Origin of the sequence: Clostridium sp. DFI.1.208 (assembly GCF_024463855.1) — a bacterium.
Lineage (GTDB): Bacteria > Bacillota_I > Bacilli_A > Erysipelotrichales > Erysipelotrichaceae > Clostridium_AQ.
The window spans coordinates 16,825-36,126 of record NZ_JANGCA010000006.1 but is presented as its reverse complement, the minus strand read 5'-3'; the positions used below and the strand labels follow the sequence as shown (position 1 = coordinate 36,126).

At 47.5% G+C, this 19,302-nt stretch carries 17 protein-coding genes; 14 read left to right on the top strand and 3 right to left on the bottom strand.

All coding sequences use genetic code 11. The annotated features are described in order from the left end of the window. Positions 1-12: 12 nt before the first annotated feature. A complete protein-coding gene (locus NE665_RS04530) occupies positions 13-1,332 on the bottom strand; it encodes an ATP-binding protein (protein ID WP_117442308.1) in 1,320 nt (439 codons plus the stop codon). A 397-nt stretch (positions 1,333-1,729) separates the two neighbouring features. On the opposite strand from NE665_RS04530, the gene ilvA reads away from it, so the two are divergent. The 5 genes from ilvA (at position 1,730) to ilvD (ending at position 7,853) form a co-directional block, all read left to right on the top strand. Next, positions 1,730-2,932, top strand: a complete 1,203-nt coding sequence (gene ilvA / locus NE665_RS04525; RefSeq protein WP_117442307.1) for a threonine ammonia-lyase — start codon at positions 1,730-1,732, stop codon at positions 2,930-2,932. 12 nt (positions 2,933-2,944) lie between these two features. Continuing rightward, positions 2,945-4,615, top strand: a complete 1,671-nt coding sequence (gene ilvB, locus NE665_RS04520; protein WP_117442306.1) for a biosynthetic-type acetolactate synthase large subunit — start codon at positions 2,945-2,947, stop codon at positions 4,613-4,615. A 12-nt stretch (positions 4,616-4,627) separates the two neighbouring features. After that, complete coding sequence (ilvN, locus tag NE665_RS04515; RefSeq protein ID WP_117442305.1) at positions 4,628-5,119, top strand: acetolactate synthase small subunit; 492 nt, start codon at positions 4,628-4,630, stop codon at positions 5,117-5,119. A 61-nt stretch (positions 5,120-5,180) separates the two neighbouring features. Further along, the gene (gene ilvC, locus NE665_RS04510) at positions 5,181-6,176 is read left to right on the top strand and encodes a ketol-acid reductoisomerase (protein ID WP_002608709.1); all 996 of its coding nucleotides are present in this window, start codon (positions 5,181-5,183) and stop codon (positions 6,174-6,176) included. A 12-nt stretch (positions 6,177-6,188) separates the two neighbouring features. After that, a complete protein-coding gene (gene ilvD, locus NE665_RS04505; protein WP_117442304.1) occupies positions 6,189-7,853 on the top strand; it encodes a dihydroxy-acid dehydratase in 1,665 nt (554 codons plus the stop codon). Between the two features lie 192 nt (positions 7,854-8,045). Here ilvD and NE665_RS04500 read toward each other — a convergent pair whose 3' ends face one another. Further along, positions 8,046-8,603, bottom strand: coding sequence for a hypothetical protein (locus NE665_RS04500; protein ID WP_117442303.1), 558 nt, complete (start codon positions 8,601-8,603; stop codon positions 8,046-8,048). Positions 8,604-8,961: 358 nt separating this feature from the next. Here NE665_RS04500 and NE665_RS04495 point away from each other — a divergent pair, with 358 nt between their 5' ends. From NE665_RS04495 to NE665_RS04455, 9 genes are all read left to right on the top strand, one after another. Next, positions 8,962-9,819, top strand: a complete 858-nt coding sequence (locus tag NE665_RS04495; RefSeq protein WP_117442302.1) for a PRD domain-containing protein — start codon at positions 8,962-8,964, stop codon at positions 9,817-9,819. Positions 9,820-9,924: 105 nt separating this feature from the next. Continuing rightward, a complete protein-coding gene (locus NE665_RS04490; protein ID WP_117442301.1) occupies positions 9,925-11,859 on the top strand; it encodes a beta-glucoside-specific PTS transporter subunit IIABC in 1,935 nt (644 codons plus the stop codon). Between the two features lie 13 nt (positions 11,860-11,872). Continuing rightward, positions 11,873-13,294: a 6-phospho-beta-glucosidase gene (locus tag NE665_RS04485; RefSeq protein ID WP_117442300.1), complete on the top strand. Its 1,422-nt coding sequence runs from the start codon at positions 11,873-11,875 to the stop codon at positions 13,292-13,294. Between the two features lie 514 nt (positions 13,295-13,808). Next, complete coding sequence (locus NE665_RS04480) at positions 13,809-14,417, top strand: TetR/AcrR family transcriptional regulator (protein WP_117442299.1); 609 nt, start codon at positions 13,809-13,811, stop codon at positions 14,415-14,417. A 56-nt stretch (positions 14,418-14,473) separates the two neighbouring features. Further along, positions 14,474-15,079 (top strand): class I SAM-dependent methyltransferase, encoded by a 606-nt coding sequence (locus NE665_RS04475; RefSeq protein ID WP_117442298.1) that lies wholly within the window; start codon positions 14,474-14,476, stop codon positions 15,077-15,079. Beyond that, on the top strand, positions 15,076-15,459 hold the full coding sequence (locus tag NE665_RS04470) for a MarR family transcriptional regulator (RefSeq protein WP_117442297.1): 384 nt from the start codon (positions 15,076-15,078) through the stop codon (positions 15,457-15,459). The genes NE665_RS04475 and NE665_RS04470 overlap by 4 nt, the downstream gene beginning before the upstream one ends. 10 nt (positions 15,460-15,469) lie before the next feature. Then, entirely contained in the window at positions 15,470-16,039 is a 570-nt protein-coding gene (locus tag NE665_RS04465) for a DNA-3-methyladenine glycosylase I (protein ID WP_117442296.1), read from the top strand. A gap of 461 nt (positions 16,040-16,500) precedes the next feature. Next, a complete protein-coding gene (locus NE665_RS04460; RefSeq protein ID WP_117442295.1) occupies positions 16,501-17,340 on the top strand; it encodes an AraC family transcriptional regulator in 840 nt (279 codons plus the stop codon). Beyond that, complete coding sequence (locus NE665_RS04455; protein WP_117442294.1) at positions 17,333-18,691, top strand: MATE family efflux transporter; 1,359 nt, start codon at positions 17,333-17,335, stop codon at positions 18,689-18,691. Before NE665_RS04460 ends, NE665_RS04455 begins: the two co-directional genes overlap by 8 nt. Here NE665_RS04455 and NE665_RS04450 read toward each other — a convergent pair. Continuing rightward, positions 18,688-19,203: an ECF transporter S component gene (locus NE665_RS04450; RefSeq protein WP_117442293.1), complete on the bottom strand. Its 516-nt coding sequence runs from the start codon at positions 19,201-19,203 to the stop codon at positions 18,688-18,690. The genes NE665_RS04455 and NE665_RS04450 overlap by 4 nt on opposite strands. Positions 19,204-19,302 lie beyond the last annotated feature (99 nt).

Genomic DNA, 19,302 nt, shown 5'->3' with positions numbered 1-19,302 from the left:
CCAATCGCAGAATTACGTTTCCAGACTTGCCCGTCCAGACAGATAATTGATAAGCTGCTGTGCGGCCCGTCCGCTATTTCCACCATGACCAAGTCCCCATTTTCTAGCCTCGGCCTGTAGCTCCTCTTCGCTGAGCTTGATTTCCGGATAATGCTTGGCAAGCTCTGAAACAATTTCAAAATAAGTTTTCTGATTTGGCCGTTCATAACAGATGCTCAAACCGAAGCGTGCCACAAGCGACAGCTTCTCCTGCATGGTATCGGAATGATGCAGCTCGTCATCATCACGGATATCGTTGCGGTCCTTCCACGTCTCCCGAACCAGATGACGCCGGTTGCTGGTGGCATAGATCAAAACATTGTCCGGCTTTGTTTCCACACCGCCCTCGATAACCGCCTTTAAAAATTTGTATTCAATTTCAAATTCCTCAAAGGACAGATCATCCATATAAATGATAAAGCGGTAATTACGATTCTTGATATGAGAGATGATCGTGGAGAGATCCTTGAACTGATGCTTGTAAATCTCAATCATGCGCAGACCATCCTTATAATACTCATTGACAATGGCCTTGATACTGGTGGACTTCCCGGTACCGCTGTCTCCGTACAGCAGTGCATTGTTGGCGTTGCGCCCCTCGACGAAGGCCTGCGTATTCTCTCTAAGCATATCCTTCTGCATCTGGTAGCCGATCAGATCATCTAACACAACACTGTCCATATTGTTGATGGGGAGAAATTCCACATCCCCGTTTTCACAGGAGCGGATGCGAAACGCTTTGTTTAAGCCAAACATGCCAACGCCGTATTCCTGATAAAAGGTGGTGATGATGTGAAAGATTTCCTCCTCATCGGCGGCAGCCTCGATGCTGCGTGAGATACTTTGTACCATCGCAGATACATTCTTATTATACATGCGCTCCTTTTTCGCAATGGCCTTATAGGAGCTGATGGTTGAAAAGCAGTCAATGCCGAGCGCCTTCTCGATGGGATGAAAGTCAAAATCGAACAGCTGCTTGAATACCTTAAAATCATTCTTGGCAAAATGATGGACACTGCCCTGCTGCACCGGGCTTTTTTCACTGACGAGACTGAAGGAATTTTCATTCATCAGCAGTAAAAAGGTCAGATAATTGTGCCATAGATTTTCATCGAAGCCATAGCTGGTCGCCAGATCGAGCAGAGCCTTGATTTGCGCATAAATACGTTCGATAAGCTCTGCATTACTAGCAGCTCCGCTATCAAAATCGCGGAATATCTGAGAAAGCTCTGATAAAATACTGTGTTCACCAAAGCTGCGGTATAAAACGAGTTTTGCTGTTTCCTTATACATAGGGATACCTCCGTTGTCTATGACTTATATTATAATGAAGGAACGACGGAATGAAAAGAGTTTTGTGAAAATAAATATTCGTTTTCCATGATGTATGTAACAGAATTGTAAAATAAATGAAAATATAACTGAAAACTATTGACAAAAGTGTGAAAAAGTTTTATTCTAATACCATCACAAGTTGGAAAGGAAGTGGACAAGTGATGGCACTATACATTATCGTCATTATTATTATTCTCATAGTCCTAAGCAAGTCTGTTTTTCTTTCTAGTGAATCTCCTGCGTGAGATTCCCATAACAGAACACTTTCGTTGTATAAACACAAAGGTGTGAGGATAGAAAGAAAAGCAGCTTATCATATGATATGCTGCTTTTTTACGAAATAGGAGGAAGAGGAATGGAATGTAAAGATGTAGAGCAGGCGGCCGCCAGACTGCAGGGACAGATTCACAATGTGAAGGTGACCAGCTCGCGGACATTTTCGGAAATGAGCAATTGTCAGCTGTTTCTGAAATGTGAGAATCGGCAGAAGACAGGGTCCTTTAAGGTGCGGGGCGCCTTCAACAAGCTGGCGAAGCTGAAGGAAGAGGGGAAAACGAGTGAGGTCATTGCCAGCAGTGCCGGCAACCATGCACAGGGCGTCAGCTATGCCGCAAGCAAGCTGGGCATGCATGCGACCATCGTGATGCCCAAGAGTACACCGATCGCCAAGGTTCTGGCAACCAAGGGCTATGGAGCCGATGTCGTGCTGGCGGGAGATAATTATGATGAGTGCTATCAGGAGGCACTTCGTCTGCAGGAGGAAAAAGGGGCAACCTTTATTCATCCCTTTGATGATGAGGATGTCATAGCCGGTCAGGGAACAATCGCCTATGAGATCTGTCATGATCTGCCAAATGTGGATATGATCGTCGTACCGGCCGGAGGAGGTGGACTCCTATCCGGTATCAGCTTCTATGCCAAACAGATCAACCCGCGTATCAGGGTGGTTGGTGTTCAGGCAGAAGGAGCCAATGCCATCGTTCAGAGCTTTCAGAAGCAGAAGCACTGTGCAACCAGACATGTGAATACCATTGCGGATGGAATCGCGGTGATGAATCCGGGGAAAACCACGGTAAAGCTCATTCAGGAAAATGTGGATGAAATGGTGAGCGTGAGTGACAGTGAAATTGCAGCGACGATTCTGCTGCTGCTGGAGCGGGAAAAGCAGGTTGTGGAGCCGGCAGGGGCAGCAAGTCTGGCAGCTGTGCTCAACGGGAAAATCGATGTGGCAGGTAAACGTGTCGTCTGTGTGCTGTCCGGAGGAAATATTGATGTTTCCTTTATTCACAAGGTTGTTGAAAAGGGACTGGTCAGCCGGGGCAGAAACATGAAATTTAAAACACTGATGCTGGATGTGCCGGGGGCACTGGAGCATTTTACACACATCCTGTGCGAACAGAATGCAAATATTATCGAAATACAGTATGACCGCATCCAGGCCGATTTGAATCTGAATGAAACCATACTCCATCTGGCTGTTGAAGTCAGCAGCAAGGAACATGGCGAAGCACTGATTCGGGTGTTAAAAGAAAAGGGTTATGAAATAACGATGGAATAGGGAGGCTATGTTATGAAAATGAATGGTTCGCAGATACTGATCCAGTCACTGATCGACCAGGGTGTGGATACCATCTTCGGGTATCCCGGCGGCTCGGTGCTGAATATCTATGATGCGTTATACGAGCGAAGTGAGGATATTCGTCATATCATTACCTCGCATGAGCAGGGAGCTTCCCATGCGGCAGACGGCTATGCGAGAAGTACCGGAAAATGCGGTGTCTGTCTGGCAACCAGCGGACCGGGCGCAACCAATCTGGTCACCGGTATTGCGACGGCCTATATGGACTCTATTCCCATGGTGGCCATTACCGGCAATGTTCCCAACGATCTGCTGGGCCGTGATTCCTTTCAGGAGGTGAATATCACGGGCATCACCATGCCGATCACCAAGCATAATTTTATTGTTCAGAAGGTTGAGGATCTGGCAGCTGTGGTACGCAAGGCGTTTGTTATCGCCAATTCCGGAAGAAAGGGACCGGTTCTGATCGATATACCGAAGGATGTCACCGCAGCAGTTACCGAATATGTTAAGCTGCCGCGTTATCGCATCCGCAAGCTGCCAAAGGTGGATGATGTTGTATTTGAACAGGCGCTGGAGGTCATCCGCAAGGCGGAGCGCCCGATGATCTATGCCGGAGGAGGAATCATTTCCTCCAATGCGACTCGGGAGCTGATGAATTTCTCCAAGCATATGGATATTCCCATCTGCTGTTCCATGATGGGGCTGGGCAGTGTGCCGTATGATTACGATCTGTATCTGGGAATGCTTGGAATGCATGGGACACCGGTTTCCAATTATGCGACTTTGAATACCGATCTGATCATTGCGATCGGCTCACGGTTCTCCGATCGTGTTGCCGGAAATCGAGAGGAATTTGGCAGAGAGGCGAAAATCATTCACTTCGATATCGACGCTTCGGAAATTTCCAAGAATGTAGCCAGTGATATCTCCATTGTCGGAGATGCCCGCTATATTTTGAAGAAAATGATACAGCGTATGCCGGAGACCAAGCATGAGGACTGGACCGGTACATTGAAGGATTTTAAAACCAAGCTGGGTCTTCCAAAGCCAAAGCCCGGAGAGAATGTTGATCCAAGAGATCTGGCTTTGACACTGCATGAAATCGTTGGAGAGGATGCGATCATCGTCACGGATGTCGGACAGCATCAGATGATCATGGCACAATATTATCAATTCTCACGTCCGCGCAGTTGGATCAGCTCCTGTGGTCTGGGAACGATGGGCTATGGCATGGGAGCGGCGATGGGAGCCAAGGTTGCCAATCCGCAGCGGCCTGTTATTCTGGTGACAGGAGATGGCAGCTTCCATATGAATATGAATGAGATGGCAGCGGCCGTCAGCGCCAATATCCCCATTGTCGTGCTAGTCTTTAACAATCATGTTCTGGGCATGGTGCGGCAGTGGCAGACGCTGTTCTACGATCATCGCTATTCCCATACGACAATCGATCGTCAGACGGATTTTGTGAAGCTGGCGGAGGCGTTTGGCGGAAAGGGATTGCGAATCAAAACGCGGCATGACATCGAAGGTGTCATGAAAGAGGCACTGTCCAGCAAGGTTCCATGCATTGTGGACTGCTGGATTGACAAGGATGACTGTGTCTATCCGATCATACCACCGGGAAAAAGCGGTAAGGATATTATCTTATATGGCAACTAGGGAGATGAGATTATGAATCGAGCGGTATTATCCATTCTGGTATCCAATCACTTCGGGGTGCTGACAAGAGTGACGAATCTGTTTTCCCAAAGGGGATTCAACATAGATTCTCTGGCTGTAGGGGAAACGGAAAATGAAAATTATTCGCGTATCACGATCACGACGAGCGGGGATGCCGCAAGTGTCAATCAGATCAAGCTGCAGCTGGATAAGCTGGAGGATGTAAAAATCGTGCAGGAAATACCGGATGAACAGCTGTTTATCCGGGAGGTTATGCTCGTTAAGGTGGCTCCGCGCGCCAATCAGATGGAAGCATTTGAAAAATGTGTGGAGGATTTTAACGGACGGACGCAGATCATCGAGGATGGCTGCTGTATCGTAGAGCTGACAGATACGCCGGCTTCTGTGAATTATTTTCTGGAGGAGCTGCGGGAGTATCACATTAAGGAAATCAGCCGCACGGGCGGAGCTGCCTTGCAGCTGAGTACGGAAACTGTTTATTAAACGTAAGCACTTACGTTTTGATAGAACTGGAATTACCAAAAACATAAGGAGGAAAACGAAAATGGTAAAGGTTTATTATGATGCAGATTGCAATATGGATCTTCTGAAAGGAAAGACAGTGGCAATCATCGGTTATGGAAGTCAGGGACATGCACATGCATTGAATCTGAAGGACAGCGGAGTCAATGTGGTTGTTGGTCTACGTCCGGGCTCCAAGAGCCGTGCAAAGGCAGAGGAAGCCGGATTGACCGTACTGGATACGGCAGAGGCCGCAAAGGCCGGTGATGTGATTATGATTCTGACACCGGATCAGGATCAGCCGGATATTTATAAGAAGGATATCGAGCCAAACCTGGAAGAGGGAAACATGCTGATGTTTGCCCATGGCTTCTCCATCCACTTCAATCAGATCGTAGCACCGGCTGGTGTTGATGTTACGATGTGTGCACCAAAGGGTCCCGGTCATACGGTACGCAGCCAGTATCAGGAAGGCAGAGGTGTACCATCCCTGATCGCCGTACATCAGGATGCAAGCGGAAAAGCACATGATTATGCATTGGCGTATGCCGGAGGAATCGGTGCCGGACGTGCCGGCATCATTGAAACAACCTTTAAGGAGGAAACGGAAACCGATCTGTTCGGTGAGCAGGCTGTTTTATGCGGTGGTGTCTGCGAGCTGATGCAGGCTGGCTTTGATACCCTGGTGGAAGCAGGCTATGAGCCGGAAATGGCATATTTTGAATGTATCCATGAAATGAAGCTGATTGTCGATCTGATCAACAGCGGTGGCTTCGCAATGATGCGTTACTCTATCTCTGATACGGCAGAATACGGTGATTACGTAACCGGAAAGCGTTTGATCACAGAAGAAACACGCAAAGAGATGAAGAAGGTTTTAACAGAGATTCAGGATGGAACCTTTGCCGGAAACTGGATTACGGAAAACAAGGCCGCAGGACGCTCTCACTTCCTGGCAATGCGTCGTGTTCATGCAGCGCACCCATCGGAAAAGGTTGGCGAAAAGCTGCGTAAAATGATGAGCTGGCTGAAAAAATAAGGAGGCATTGATATGGGTAGACCAAGTGATTCTGTCGTTCGAGGAGATGCCTGTGCACCGCAGCGTTCGCTGTTCTATGCACTGGGACTGACAGAAGAAGAATTGAATCGGCCGCTGATCGGTGTGGTCAGCGCCTATTCCGAGATTGTTCCAGGGCATCTGCATCTGGATAAGATCACAGAAGCGGTCAAGGCGGGTATCCGCATGGCCGGTGGTACCCCGATCATGGTGCCTTCCATCGGTGTGTGCGATGGTATCGCCATGGGACATATCGGTATGAAATATTCTCTGGCATCCCGTGAGCTGATTGCGGACAGTGTGGAAACGATGGCCAAGGCACATGGCTTTGACGGTCTTGTGCTGGTGCCTAACTGTGATAAGATCGTTCCGGGTATGCTGATGGGAGCATTGCGTGTCAATGTACCAAGCGTTGTCATGAGCGGCGGTGCCATGCTGCCGGGGAATGACAGAGGAAAGGCGATGAGTCTTTCTACCATGTTTGAGGCAGTCGGTGCCAAGAAAGCCGGACTGATTGATCAGGCAGAGCTGACGCACATCGAGCAGAATGCCTGTCCGGGCTGCGGCTCCTGTTCCGGTATGTTTACTGCCAATTCCATGAACTGTCTGTGTGAGGTACTGGGAATCGCATTGCCTGGCAATGGAACGATTCCTGCAGTGTATTCCGCACGGACCCAGCTGGCGAAGAAGGCCGGTATGGCGGTCATGGATATGGTGGAAAAGGATATCCGTCCAAGGGATATCGTAAACGAAAAGTCTTTGCGCAATGGTCTTGCCTGTGATATGGCACTGGGCTGTTCCTCCAATACCGTGCTGCATCTTTTGGCGATTGCCAAGGAAGCAAAGGTAGAACTGGATTTGGATATGATCAATGAGGTTTCCTTGAAAACGCCGAATCTGTGCAAGCTGGCTCCTGCCGGTCCGGATCACATCGTTGATCTGTATAATGCGGGCGGTGTACAGGCAGTCATGAAGGAGCTGTCAAGAAAGCAGCTGATTGACACCACGCTGATGACAGTAACGGGTAAGACAGTCGCAGAGAACATTGCGAATGCTGTGAATATGGATACCAATATCATTAAGGATATCGAGCATCCTAATTCTGCCACCGGCGGTATTGCCGTGCTGTTTGGTAATATCGCACCCAAGGGCTGCGTTGTAAAGCGCTCTGCGGTTGATCCAAGCATGATGACACATACCGGACCTGCCCGTGTGTTTGACAGCGAAGAGGATGCCATTGAGGCAATCTATGCCGGCAGTATTGTAAAGGGAGATGTTGTCGTGATACGCTACGAGGGACCAAAGGGTGGTCCTGGTATGCGGGAAATGCTGAATCCGACAAGTGCGCTTGCCGGTATGCAACTGGATAAGGATGTGGCATTGATTACAGACGGACGCTTCTCCGGGGCAACCCGCGGTGCTGCCATCGGACATGTTTCACCGGAAGCCGCAGCGCAGGGGCCGATTGCTATTATACAGGAAGGGGATTCCATCACGATTGATATTCCCAACGGCAGTATCTGCTTGCATGTGGACGCGGCGGAAATTGAGCAGCGCCTGCAGGCATGGGAAAAGCCGGAGCCGAAAATCAAAGAGGGATGGCTGTATCGGTATTCCCGTCTTGTTGCCAGTGCAGATGAAGGCGCTGTGCTGAAATAAGGATAGTAGCCGTTATAATGATGAAAGAAAAGATACGATTGAACAAGATCCTGTTCCTCGTATCTTTTTTGTCTTCCAAAGCAGTGTGCAAGAAGCGGCGGTATGCCATCAAATGAAGAGCCTTTGGTATGCAGTCTGGACAGGGCACTGCTTGTCTGCAAAAGGAATATGCTCTTTATCGTTATTGTTGCTTCACACCACTTCCTGCTCAATCATACGCTCATAGCAAACAGGCTCCTCAAAGCCGGATACAAGTGTTCCATTTGCATAGCATGCTTCTATGACGGTATAATGGTCACGATACAGCTTCATAACGACATGTAGTGTGATTCCCGGAGCGATTTCACTACTTCCTTCACTCGTAAAAACATCGTTTTCAAACGTATACAGGATAGGGGCAAAGGACTGCTTTACGGTAAGCTCGTTGTACGACAGCTGTTGTACATGCTGCCTGTCAAATTTCTGTGCAAGGGATTCGGAGGGAAGCTCATAGGATATTAGTGCGATACTGCCATCTGAGTGTGCATGATAACGGTAAAGGTGATGCAGCTCCATCATATGATCTTCATAGCGGTAATAGGTCTCATCAATAACAAAAACATCGTCAAAATTCTTGGGCAGATTGTTGATACGCTCATTCACCGGTGTGGTGATATGGATCGCCTGCGGCAGTGAGGTGTGCTCCGTGTGCTGCGCTCTATTTGAATAAGCTCCCTTGATACGGTTTAAGAATATATCCAGTGTATACATGCAAAATACCTCTTTTCTCATACTCCAAGTATAGCGTATTTCCGGTGACTCCGGATACTGATCTGCTCAGATTTTGCAATGGGTGTCAAAGATATTGTGGTTGTTTTTATTACCGCTATTCCGATACAGTATCATAATTTTTATGAAAGCAAATCCCTTCTGTATATACAAACGGTCTGCTATATTACCTGCTTCCACAATTTTCAATGTAACCGTTGACAAACACGATTCCCATCTGCTATACTTTGGATAAAGTAAGGATAGTTATTGTGAAAACAAGCTCGACCTGCTAATCAATAGATCACGGAATTCGTGTTTTTTGATGTGCAGGTCTTTTCTTATGAGGGAGGCGAGGAGTATGATTTTTAAAAAGCGGCTGAATAACAACGTGGTCATTGCTCTGGATGAAAACGGACAGGAGAAAATTTTATGCGGGAAAGGCCTTGGCTTTCAGATGAAGGAACAGGAAAGCGTGGAGGAGAGCCGTGTTGAAAAGGTTTTTGCATTAACGGATCAGGTGATGAACCGACGGCTGCAGGAGCTGTTGGAAACAATTCCCATGGAGCATTTGGAGCTGGCGGAGGAAATCATGAACTACGCCAGAATACACATAGATGAAACTGTGAGTGAAAACGTAATTGTGGCACTTTGTGACCATATGTACATGGCGGTGGAGCGGAAAAAGCAAGGGATAGAAGTAAAAAATGTATTGCTTTGGGATATTCAGAAATTTTATCGGGATGAGTATAAGGTAGGACTGTATGCGATCAAGCTGATCCGGCAGCGCTTCGGTGTGGAGCTGAGCGAGGATGAGGCAGGCTTTATTGCATTGCATATCGTCAATGGACAACTGCATCTGGAAACAAAATCCGTCAAGGAAATCACGACCCTGATGCAACAGATTGAAACGATTGTCCGCATGCGCTTCGCGATTTCACTGGACGCTGATTCCGTATATTATTATCGGTTCATCACACATTTGAAATTCTTTGCAGAACGGATTTTTTCAGAAAAGCAAATTCCAACAAAGGATACAGACGGACTATTGGAGCTGATCAAGGGAAAATATCCGCAGGATGTAGCATGTGTATTGGATATAGCTGCTTTTTTGAAGCAGCGCTACGGCTATACGCTGTGTGAAGAGGAAATTCTTTATCTCAGTATTCATATTTCCAGGATACACCAGGTATCTGTGAAGGGTGGTGAGGCCGTATAACAGGACGTTGATGAGCTTTAAAAAACAGGAGAAAGGATAGTTACATTTAGTTGGCTTGACCTTTGTTTCACGTATGCATAAGCATCAGAAATGGAGGACGAAAACATGACTGTTTATGAAACATTAGCAAAAGAAATACTGAACTCTGTAGGTGGAAGGGATAATGTAAACTCCCTGACACACTGCATTACACGGCTTCGCTTCAAATTAAAGGATGAATCCAAGGCACAGGATGAGGTGCTGAAAAGCATGGAGGGTGTTGTCACGGTTATGAAGAGTGCCGGACAATATCAGGTGGTCATCGGCAATCAGGTACAGGATGTATATGAACAAATCGTACCATTGTTACATGCAGAGCAGTCGCAGACGGTGCAGAGTGCTGAGAAAGAGAAGCTGCTGGATCGCTTTGTGGATATCATATCCGGTATTTTTCAGCCGATATTAGGGATCATGGCTGCGTGTGGTATGATTAAGGGAGTGAACATGCTGTTTATGACGCTGGGTCTGTATGCGGAAACCAGCGGCGGCTATAGGATCATCAATGCGATAGGCGATGCCTTATTTACCTTCCTTCCACTCTTTCTGGGATACACCTCTGCCAAGAAGTTTGGTTTAAAGCCGATGGTGGGACTGGTTATCGGCGGAATCATGTGTTATCCGGGTATTCAAAGCAGTGCACTGTCCGGAAGTCTGGAACCGCTGTATACCATGTTTGAAGGAACGATGTTTGCATCTCCGGTATATATTGACTTCTTCGGTATTCCTGTGATATCCATGGACTACACCAGCACCGTAATTCCTGTGATCTTTATTGTATATTTTGCCAGCAAATGCGAAAAGCTGTTTTCAAAAATCGTACCGGATTTGGTGAAGTTCTTTTTCGTTCCCATGCTGACGCTGCTCGTGGCGCTTCCCATCGGCTTCCTGTTGATCGGACCTGTCGCAACCTTCGGCTCGAAAATAATTGCGGAAACCATCATCAGCATACGGAATGTATCCCCGATGCTGGCTGGCGGTCTGGTTGGTTTAACTTGGCAGATTCTGGTGATTTTCGGACTTCACTGGGGCTTTATTCCTGTCTATATCAACAATATTGTGACAAACGGCTATGATAATGTCATGATGCCGTTCTTCGCCTGTACCTTTGCGACCTCAGCGGTGATTCTGGTCATCATGATGAAAACCAAAGACCGTAAAATGAAGGAGCTGTGTCTGCCGAATTTCATTTCCGGTATCTTCGGTGTGACAGAGCCCGGTATCTATGGGATTTTGCTGCCCTTGAAAAAACCATTCATCATCAGCTGTATAGCCGGGGGAATCGGCGGGGCATTCTACGGCTTCTGTAATTTCCGTAAATTCAGCATGGGCGGTATGGGAATCTTTGAATTTCCTGCCATGATGGAACCAGACGGTTCCTGGGGAAACCTGCTGGTGGCAGGCTCCGGTGTTCTTTTAACTATGCTTGTGGCGGTCATCTTAATGCTTTTGTTTTATAAGGAGAAGGATTGTGGGGAATCAAACAGAGCGATTATTGATACTGACAAAGATGCGGCTTCCATGAAGAATGAGACTACACTGCTGGAAGTCATTGCGGTATGGTCACCAGTAAAGGGGGAGGTTCTGGAGCTTCAGCAGGTAGAGGACGCTGCGTTTTCTGCCGGTATTCTTGGGAAGGGCTGTGCAATCGTACCTACTGAGGGTGAGATTTATGCACCGGTTGACGGTGTGCTGACGACTCTGTTTCCCACGAAGCACGCACTTGGCATCACCTCGGATGACGGTGTGGAAGTATTGATCCACATCGGGTTGAATACCGTGCAGCTGAACGGAGAGGGCTTTACAGCTCATGTTCAGCAGGGAGCTCGTGTAAGCCGGGGACAGCATCTGTTAAGCTTTGATCTGGCTGATGTAAAGAGCAAGGGCTATTGTCTTCAGACACCGGTTATCATTACAAATACGAAGGACTATCTGGAAATACTAAGCACCATGCAGAAAGAGGTCGTGCCGGATGATGTGCTGCTGCATGTCATGAATTCCTAGGAGGCTCGCGAATATGAAATTTCCTGAAAATTTTTTATGGGGAGGAGCACTTGCTGCGAATCAGTGTGAGGGGGCCTGGCAGACAGGGGGAAGAGGGCTGTCCAATGTGGATGTGTGTCCGCGCGGTGATCGACGCAGTGCGGTTATCACTGGAAGAGAAAAAAGGATGAGCTGCTTTCCTGATGAGATATATCCATCTCATGAGGGAGTGGATTTCTACCATCATTATAAGGAGGACATCGCTCTCTTTGCGGAAATGGGCTTTAAAATGCTTCGCTTGAGCATTTCCTGGACACGTATCTTTCCAAAGGGAGATGAGCCGAAGCCAAACGCTGCAGGTCTGCAGTTCTATGACGATGTGATTACAGAATGTGAGCGGTATGGAATCGAGGTAATGATAACGATTGCACACTTTGACTGCCCTATGCATCTGATTGAAACGCTGGGTGGCTGGAGAAGCCGCGCTATGATTGCGCATTATCTACGTTTGTGCAAAACCCTGTTCCTGCACTATAAGGGACGTGTTCGCTGCTGGCTGCCGTTTAATGAAATTAACATGATTCTGCACGCGCCCTTTCTCGGTGCGGGTATCTGCTTTGAAGCGGGAGAAAAAAAGGAGCAGGTCACCTATCAGGCTGCACATCATGAATTGATCGCAAGTGCACTCGCAACAAAGCTGGCACATGAAATTGATGCGGAAAACCAGGTTGGCTGCATGTTCGCTGCCGGCAGTGTATATCCTTACAGCTGTCATCCGCAGGATGTGTGGCAGGCACGTAGGGAGGATCGCAAAAGCTATCTGTTCTGTGATGTTCAGGTGCGGGGTGCCTATCCTTCCTATTTCCAGCAGCTGCTGAAAGAAAAACAAATCGTATTGCAGATGGAAGAGGATGATGTGGAGATTTTGAAGAATACCGTAGATTTTATTTCCTTTTCCTATTACAATAGCCGTTGTGTTTCATCACAGCAGGAGGCGAAAAAGCAAAACAAGGGAAATCTGTTTGCTTCCGTAAAAAATCCATATCTGACATGCAGTGACTGGGGATGGCCGATTGATCCACTTGGACTGCGCATTACTATGAATGATATATATGAACGCTATCAGAAGCCGCTGTTCATTGTTGAGAATGGCTTGGGAATGGCGGATGAAATAGAAGAGGACGGAAGCATTTGTGATGATGAGCGGATTGCTTATCTGCACGATCATATCAAGGCGATGCAGCAGGCGGTATGTGAGGATGGAATCGAGCTGCTTGGCTACCTTGCATGGAGTCCAATCGATCAGGTAAGTGCCTCCAGTGGAGAAATGAAAAAACGCTATGGGTTTATCTACGTTGACCGACAGGATGATGGTAGCGGCAGCTTTGTACGCAAAAGAAAGAAATCCTTTTCCTGGTATGCCCATGTGATAGATACGAATGCTGTTGAACCATAGGGTACCTGCCATGCATCCATGTGATTATTCGCATACCGGTACAGGTTGGAGGACATTGTGTACATTCATTAAAAACACAAGGAGGCAGGAGAGCGAATTTCGAGGTAAGCGGCAGGTTTGCGAACTGTTTTCTGGTAGCCTTCCATTTACGAAAAGTCATTATTCTAAATAATTATCATTTCCTATGGCACCTTCTAACGCAAATAACACGTTCATCTCATCATATTGCAGGAAAATTTATGAAGCGGGATACGCGCGAAGGCAAGAAAGATTCGTGTACAGCTTATATAGATAAGATGGTAGCATTTATCAAGCAAGGCAGGGAATACAGGTTCTCTGCTTTTCTTGCGCTGACCTACCTTGCATAATCAGCAGGATCAGACAAATTGCTTTGCTTAAACAGCAGTTGTATACCGTTTCCTTGTTAGCAGTGCTAACAGAAAGCTAAAAAAGAATGAACATTGTTCATTGACTGCTGCGGAAAACCTGGTATACTTTACATGAAGGTGATGCTATGGGACACAAAATACGGACGAGGGTTGTGAAGGACCCTGCAGAAAGAAAACGGGAAATACTGGATGCAGCGATGGGGCTGTTTGCTGAAAATGGCTATGAGCAGACATCCATGCGTGATATCGCACGTCATCTCGATATTTCACTGGGCCTTTGCTATCGCTATTATGATAGCAAGCAGAAGCTTTTTCAAGAGGCGATGCAGCAGTACGTAGAGGAGATATGTGCTGTCTATCTGGTCACACTCCATGATGAAACCAAGGATTTGAAGGAAAAGCTTGATCTGCTATTTCACATGCTGGAAGAGGAGGAGCAGCAGATGCGCTATCACGACTTCTTCCATCGACCGGAGAATATCGGCTTTCATGAAGAGCTGGCAGTGAAGCTGTGCAAGTACATGCAGCCACACCTGCAGCAGGAGCTGCACCGGTATGTAAAAAAGCATCATCTGAAGGTGCGGCATGAGGAATTGCTGCTCAGCTTTCTGACCTATGGACAGATCGGTATCCATGCATCCATGCGCTCACCGGATCCACAGCTGCTCCACCAGCTGCGTGTGTATATCGATCTGCTGCTGAAACAGGAATGTATCCCTGATAACACCATTTGATCAGGGATTGCTTTTTGAGAAATGAATGAACATCGTTCATTAAAGGAGGAGCTACTATGAATAAAACAGAACAATCACGAATTGCATTTGATAAACAGGCAGATACCTATGATACCGCCTGCAGCGGAAAACATGCAAGGGAGCTGTATCCGTTCATGCTGGAGATGATGATACAGCTTCCTGTGCGGGATGTATTGGATCTGGGATGTGGTACCTGTGCGCTGATGAAGCAGCTGTATGATGAGGATAGCGGGCGCCGGTTTACGGGAATTGATCTGAGTAAAAACATGCTGCGTATGGGAAAGCAGGTGATGAAGGGGCGAGCAAAGCTGCTGTTGGGTGATGCGGCAAAGCTGCCTTTTCCCGATGCGAGCTTTGATCTGGTATACTGCAACGATTCCTTTCATCATTATTCTGATCCCTGCAGGGTATTGCAGGAAGTGGGGAGGGTATTGCGATATGGCGGCTTTTTTGTAATTGGTGATTGTACACAGGGGGCAGTATCTCGAAGAATCATGAATCTGTATTTCCGTTTTCAAAGGGAGGGGGATGTACATATGTACAGTGAAAAGGAGATTCGTATGCTGCTGCAGAAGCAGCTGCATGATGTACATGTGCAAAGAGTCAATGAGCGCAGCTTAATTGCATGGGGTGTGAAATGATGCTGACAGCCTCACAGCAGAAATATCTGCAGGTCATCGATATACTGGAGCAGGAACAGAGGGTGGTACGTCAGATTGATATCGCTGTCTATCTTGGATATTCCCGGGCCAGTGTCTGCCGTGCAATCAAACGTCTGGAAGCAAAGGGACTGCTTTTGCAAAGGGAGCATGCCATCAGGCTGAATGCATCTGGCAAAGCACTTGGCAGATATCTAAATGCCGTAAGAATCCGTATGCAGGAGGCACTGAGCGCTTACGGATTTCACGAGGGGCTGGATGCAGTGACTGCTTTACAGCTTCCCATTTGCTTACAGAAGGAATTGATGAGGAATGCTGGTCATATACCGGCTGCCTCTGGTATAATAAAGCAAAGGAAATGAGGATGAAAAGATGGAGAAAAAACGCTGTTTCTGGGCAGAAAACGTGCCTGAAATTTATGTTCGCTATCATGATGAGGAGTGGGGAAGAGAGGTGCATGACGACCATAAGCTGTTTGAGATGCTGCTTCTGGAATCGTTTCAGGCTGGACTGTCATGGCTTACGATTTTGAAAAAGCGGGAGGCATTTCGGGAAGCCTTTGATGGCTTTGATGTCGCAAGGGTCGCAGGCTATAGCGAGGAAAAACAGAAGGAGCTCTTGCAGAACCCCGGTATTATCCGAAATCGTCTGAAGATCAAGGCTGCTGTGAAAAATGCTGCTGTCTTTCAGCAAATACAAAAGGAATACGGTAGCTTTTCCGCCTATTTATGGGGCTTCAGCGAGGGAAGGGTGATGTATCGAACACAGAAGGAGCTGCCAACACACACCGCGCTTTCCGATGAAATCAGCGCAGATCTGTACAAACGCGGTATGCGGTTTGTCGGAAGTGTGATTATCTATTCCTATCTGCAGGCTGTCGGCATTGTGAATGATCACGAGCCGGACTGTTTTCTGCACAGCAGCGCAAGCATATGCAAATAGCAGCAAATCAGATTTGCAGACTGTCGGTATTGTGAATGTTCACGCATCGAACTGTTTTTCTGTACCGCAACGCCAACACATGCAAATAGCATCAGCTGCGAATCAGAATATGCATTAGTCCTCGGCTTCTGAATATAGTGGACTGCATTGTCTGCTACAATCTTACTCGCTTTCGGCTATCATTTAAAAGCTGCATAAGAAAAGGGGCGCTTTGGCGCTTTGCTTTTCATGATGATCGATTTGATCCATTCCTCTGTAATTCTGTGGCAGTGCATGCTTTTTATTCACTAGAAGCACTCCATTGACGTAATACGGCTCAACCAATGCGGCTGCCTGCGTATTTTTCTGTACTGCTTTCATGGAAGTATAAGAAAAAGGGCATGGAGCTGACAGGGCAAGATTGATGACGCAGGAGTACAGGAAACCTGCTATACTTTTCCAGAAAGTTAGGAGGTAATGCCATGAATGAAAAACAGGAGCTTGTCATAAGGACGCTTTCTTATCTGGAGGAGCATTTGCAGGAACCGGTTTCCCTGCAGACAGTAGCGCAGCATATGCAGTATTCGCCCTATTATGTGCATCGCAGCTTTACCCAGCTGTGCGGTATGCGGATGCACGATTATGTGAAGCGAAGAAGAATAAGTGAAGCGGCACGATGTCTGTGTGAAACAGATGCATCTGTGCTGGAAATTGCCGTATCCTATGGCTATGAAAGCTCACAGGCCTTTTCCAAGGCATTTAAACAGCTATACAAGATGACCTGTACACAGTTTCGCAAGGAGCAGCGTTATTATGCGCTTCAGCATCCCCTGCAGCTGCACGAGCTGAATCGTACAGAGTCTGCAATGCGTGAGCTGCAGGTGCAACACGCAACTCCAAAGGATTTGGACACTTGGATGAAGCTGATGCGACAGGCGGTGGATTTTTTTCCCTTCCTTGAGGAGGCAGCATATGAACAGCAGCTGCTGGACTGTATGAAGCAGAAGGAAGCATTTCTGGTTTCCTTTGACAAGACGGTGTTTGCGGCGATTCAGCTACAGCTGCAAAGCGGACAAATCGATGTACTGGCCATTCATCCGCAGCTGCGCAGTCCGGATGTCATGGAACAGCTGGTGGAATGGATGCTATGTACCTGTGCCGCACATACCGATTTGGCGATTACCTGCTTCCGCTCTACCGATAGAGCCGATACCGGATATCGCAGACTTTTGCTGGAAGCCGGTTTTGTATGCGGAGAAGAGCTGGTGGAGTTTGGTTATCCGCTACAGCGGCTGTATTACAGGAGAACACAGGATGCGTGAGAATACACTGGGTGCGACTCGTACGCTGCCGCAGCTGCTTCGCTTTGTGGCACCTTCCATCGTTATGATGCTGGCGATGGGAATTTACACGATAACAGATACCCTGTTTGTCTCGCGTCTGGTGAATACAGATGCACTTTCCGCAATCAATATCGTCTGTCCCATGATCAATCTGATCATTGGTTTATCCTCGATGCTGGCAAGCGGAGGCGTTGCTGTGCTGTGCCGCGATATGGGGGCAGGTCTTTTGGAAAAGGTTCGGCAAAATGCCGCTCTGCTTTGTGTCTGTACGATTGGAATCGGCTGTGTCCTTGCTCTTGCAGCTTCGCTGTTCCTTGATGAGCTGCTGCAGCTGTTGCATGCCAAGGGACGAATATTGCCCTATGCAAGAGGATATCTGTCCATGCTTCTTCTTTTTACTCCCTTCTGTATGCTGCAGGTATTGTATCAAAGCATGCTGGTAGCAGCGGGACGTCCGCTGCTGGGCATGGTGCTGGCAATTTGTGCCGGGGGAGTCAATGTTGTTTTGGATGTCGTCTTTATGGCTGGCTTTCCTATGGGAATTGAAGGCAGTGCCCTGGCAACCGGAATCGGCTATATGGTGCCGGCGGTATACGGAACGCTGTTTTTCCTGCAAAGGAAGCAAAAGGAGCTGTATTTTTCACGACCGGTTTGGGATATTGAAATGCTGAAGGAAAGCTGTCTAAACGGCTCCAGTGAGATGGTGAGTCAGCTGGCGGCTGCACTTACAACACTGCTTTTAAACACGATTCTATTTCGGCTTCATCAAGAGGCTGGCGTTGCCGCAGGAACAATTATTGTTTTTACGCAGTTTCTGCTCACCAGTCTGTACATCGGCTTTTCCATGGGGGCTGCGCCATTGATCAGCTATCAATATGGGAGGAAGGATACAACGCGTTTATTGCAGCTTTTACGTAAATGCATAAAAATCGTAGTGATTAGCTCCCTAATCATCTTCTTCACAACCATCCTGTTTCAAAGACCTCTTGTTGCCCTATTTACCGACATCAACACCGACGTATATGCGATTGCCCTGCAGGGCTTTGTCATATTTGCCTTTAGCTTGCTGTTCAGCGGCTTCAATATCTTCTCTTCGGCAATGTTTACTGCATTGTCACAGGGCAGATTGTCCGCCCTGATCTCATTTTCCAGAACCTTTGGCTTTTATCTGCTGTTTCTGCTGCTTCTTCCAGTCTGGCTGGGGAGCAAAGGGGTATGGCTGGCGATTGTGCTGGCAGAGGGATGTTCCCTGCTAGTATCTCTGGTATGTATACAACGGCATACGCTTACCTGTCACCTGGCAGATAGAAAAAAGAACCGTCTGTATTAGACGGCCCCATGATGCATATCCGGATGCCTGTGCATCCTTTTTTGCAAAAGAGGATAGGCTGCCAGTGCAATGACATAGCCTGCTGCAGCCTGTATCAGATTACCCGGAATACCGGTCAGTGAAAGCTGCCAGCTTTGATTGATATAGGCATCCGCAAGAAAATATCCGCCAATCATCAGCAATCCACCCAGTATATAGGCAACATAGCGAAATGAGGAACGTCCCCTGCAGACAAGCCAGGAAGCGAGAACAGCCTCCATTCCTTTGATAAGCAGGGTGAATATTGCATACATGCCATACCCGCCGCTAAGATCAGCCAGCGCACTGCCGACACCGCCAACCATAAAGGCGAGAAAGGGATTCAGTACAGAGGCGAACAGCAGGAGAAAACCGTCGCCCAGATTGAAATATCCCTGTATGCCGTTTGGCACCTTGAACAGCCACGTCGCCAGAAATACAAGAGCAATTCCTAGTGCGGCTGTTACGATATCTTTTACATCCATTGCTTTCATATGTGCTACTCCCTTCGTTTCTGCCGTTATTCTATCAGCTTTCTGTTCATTTAAAAATATACAGATTTATGATAAATTTAAGGTACAGTATGCTATACT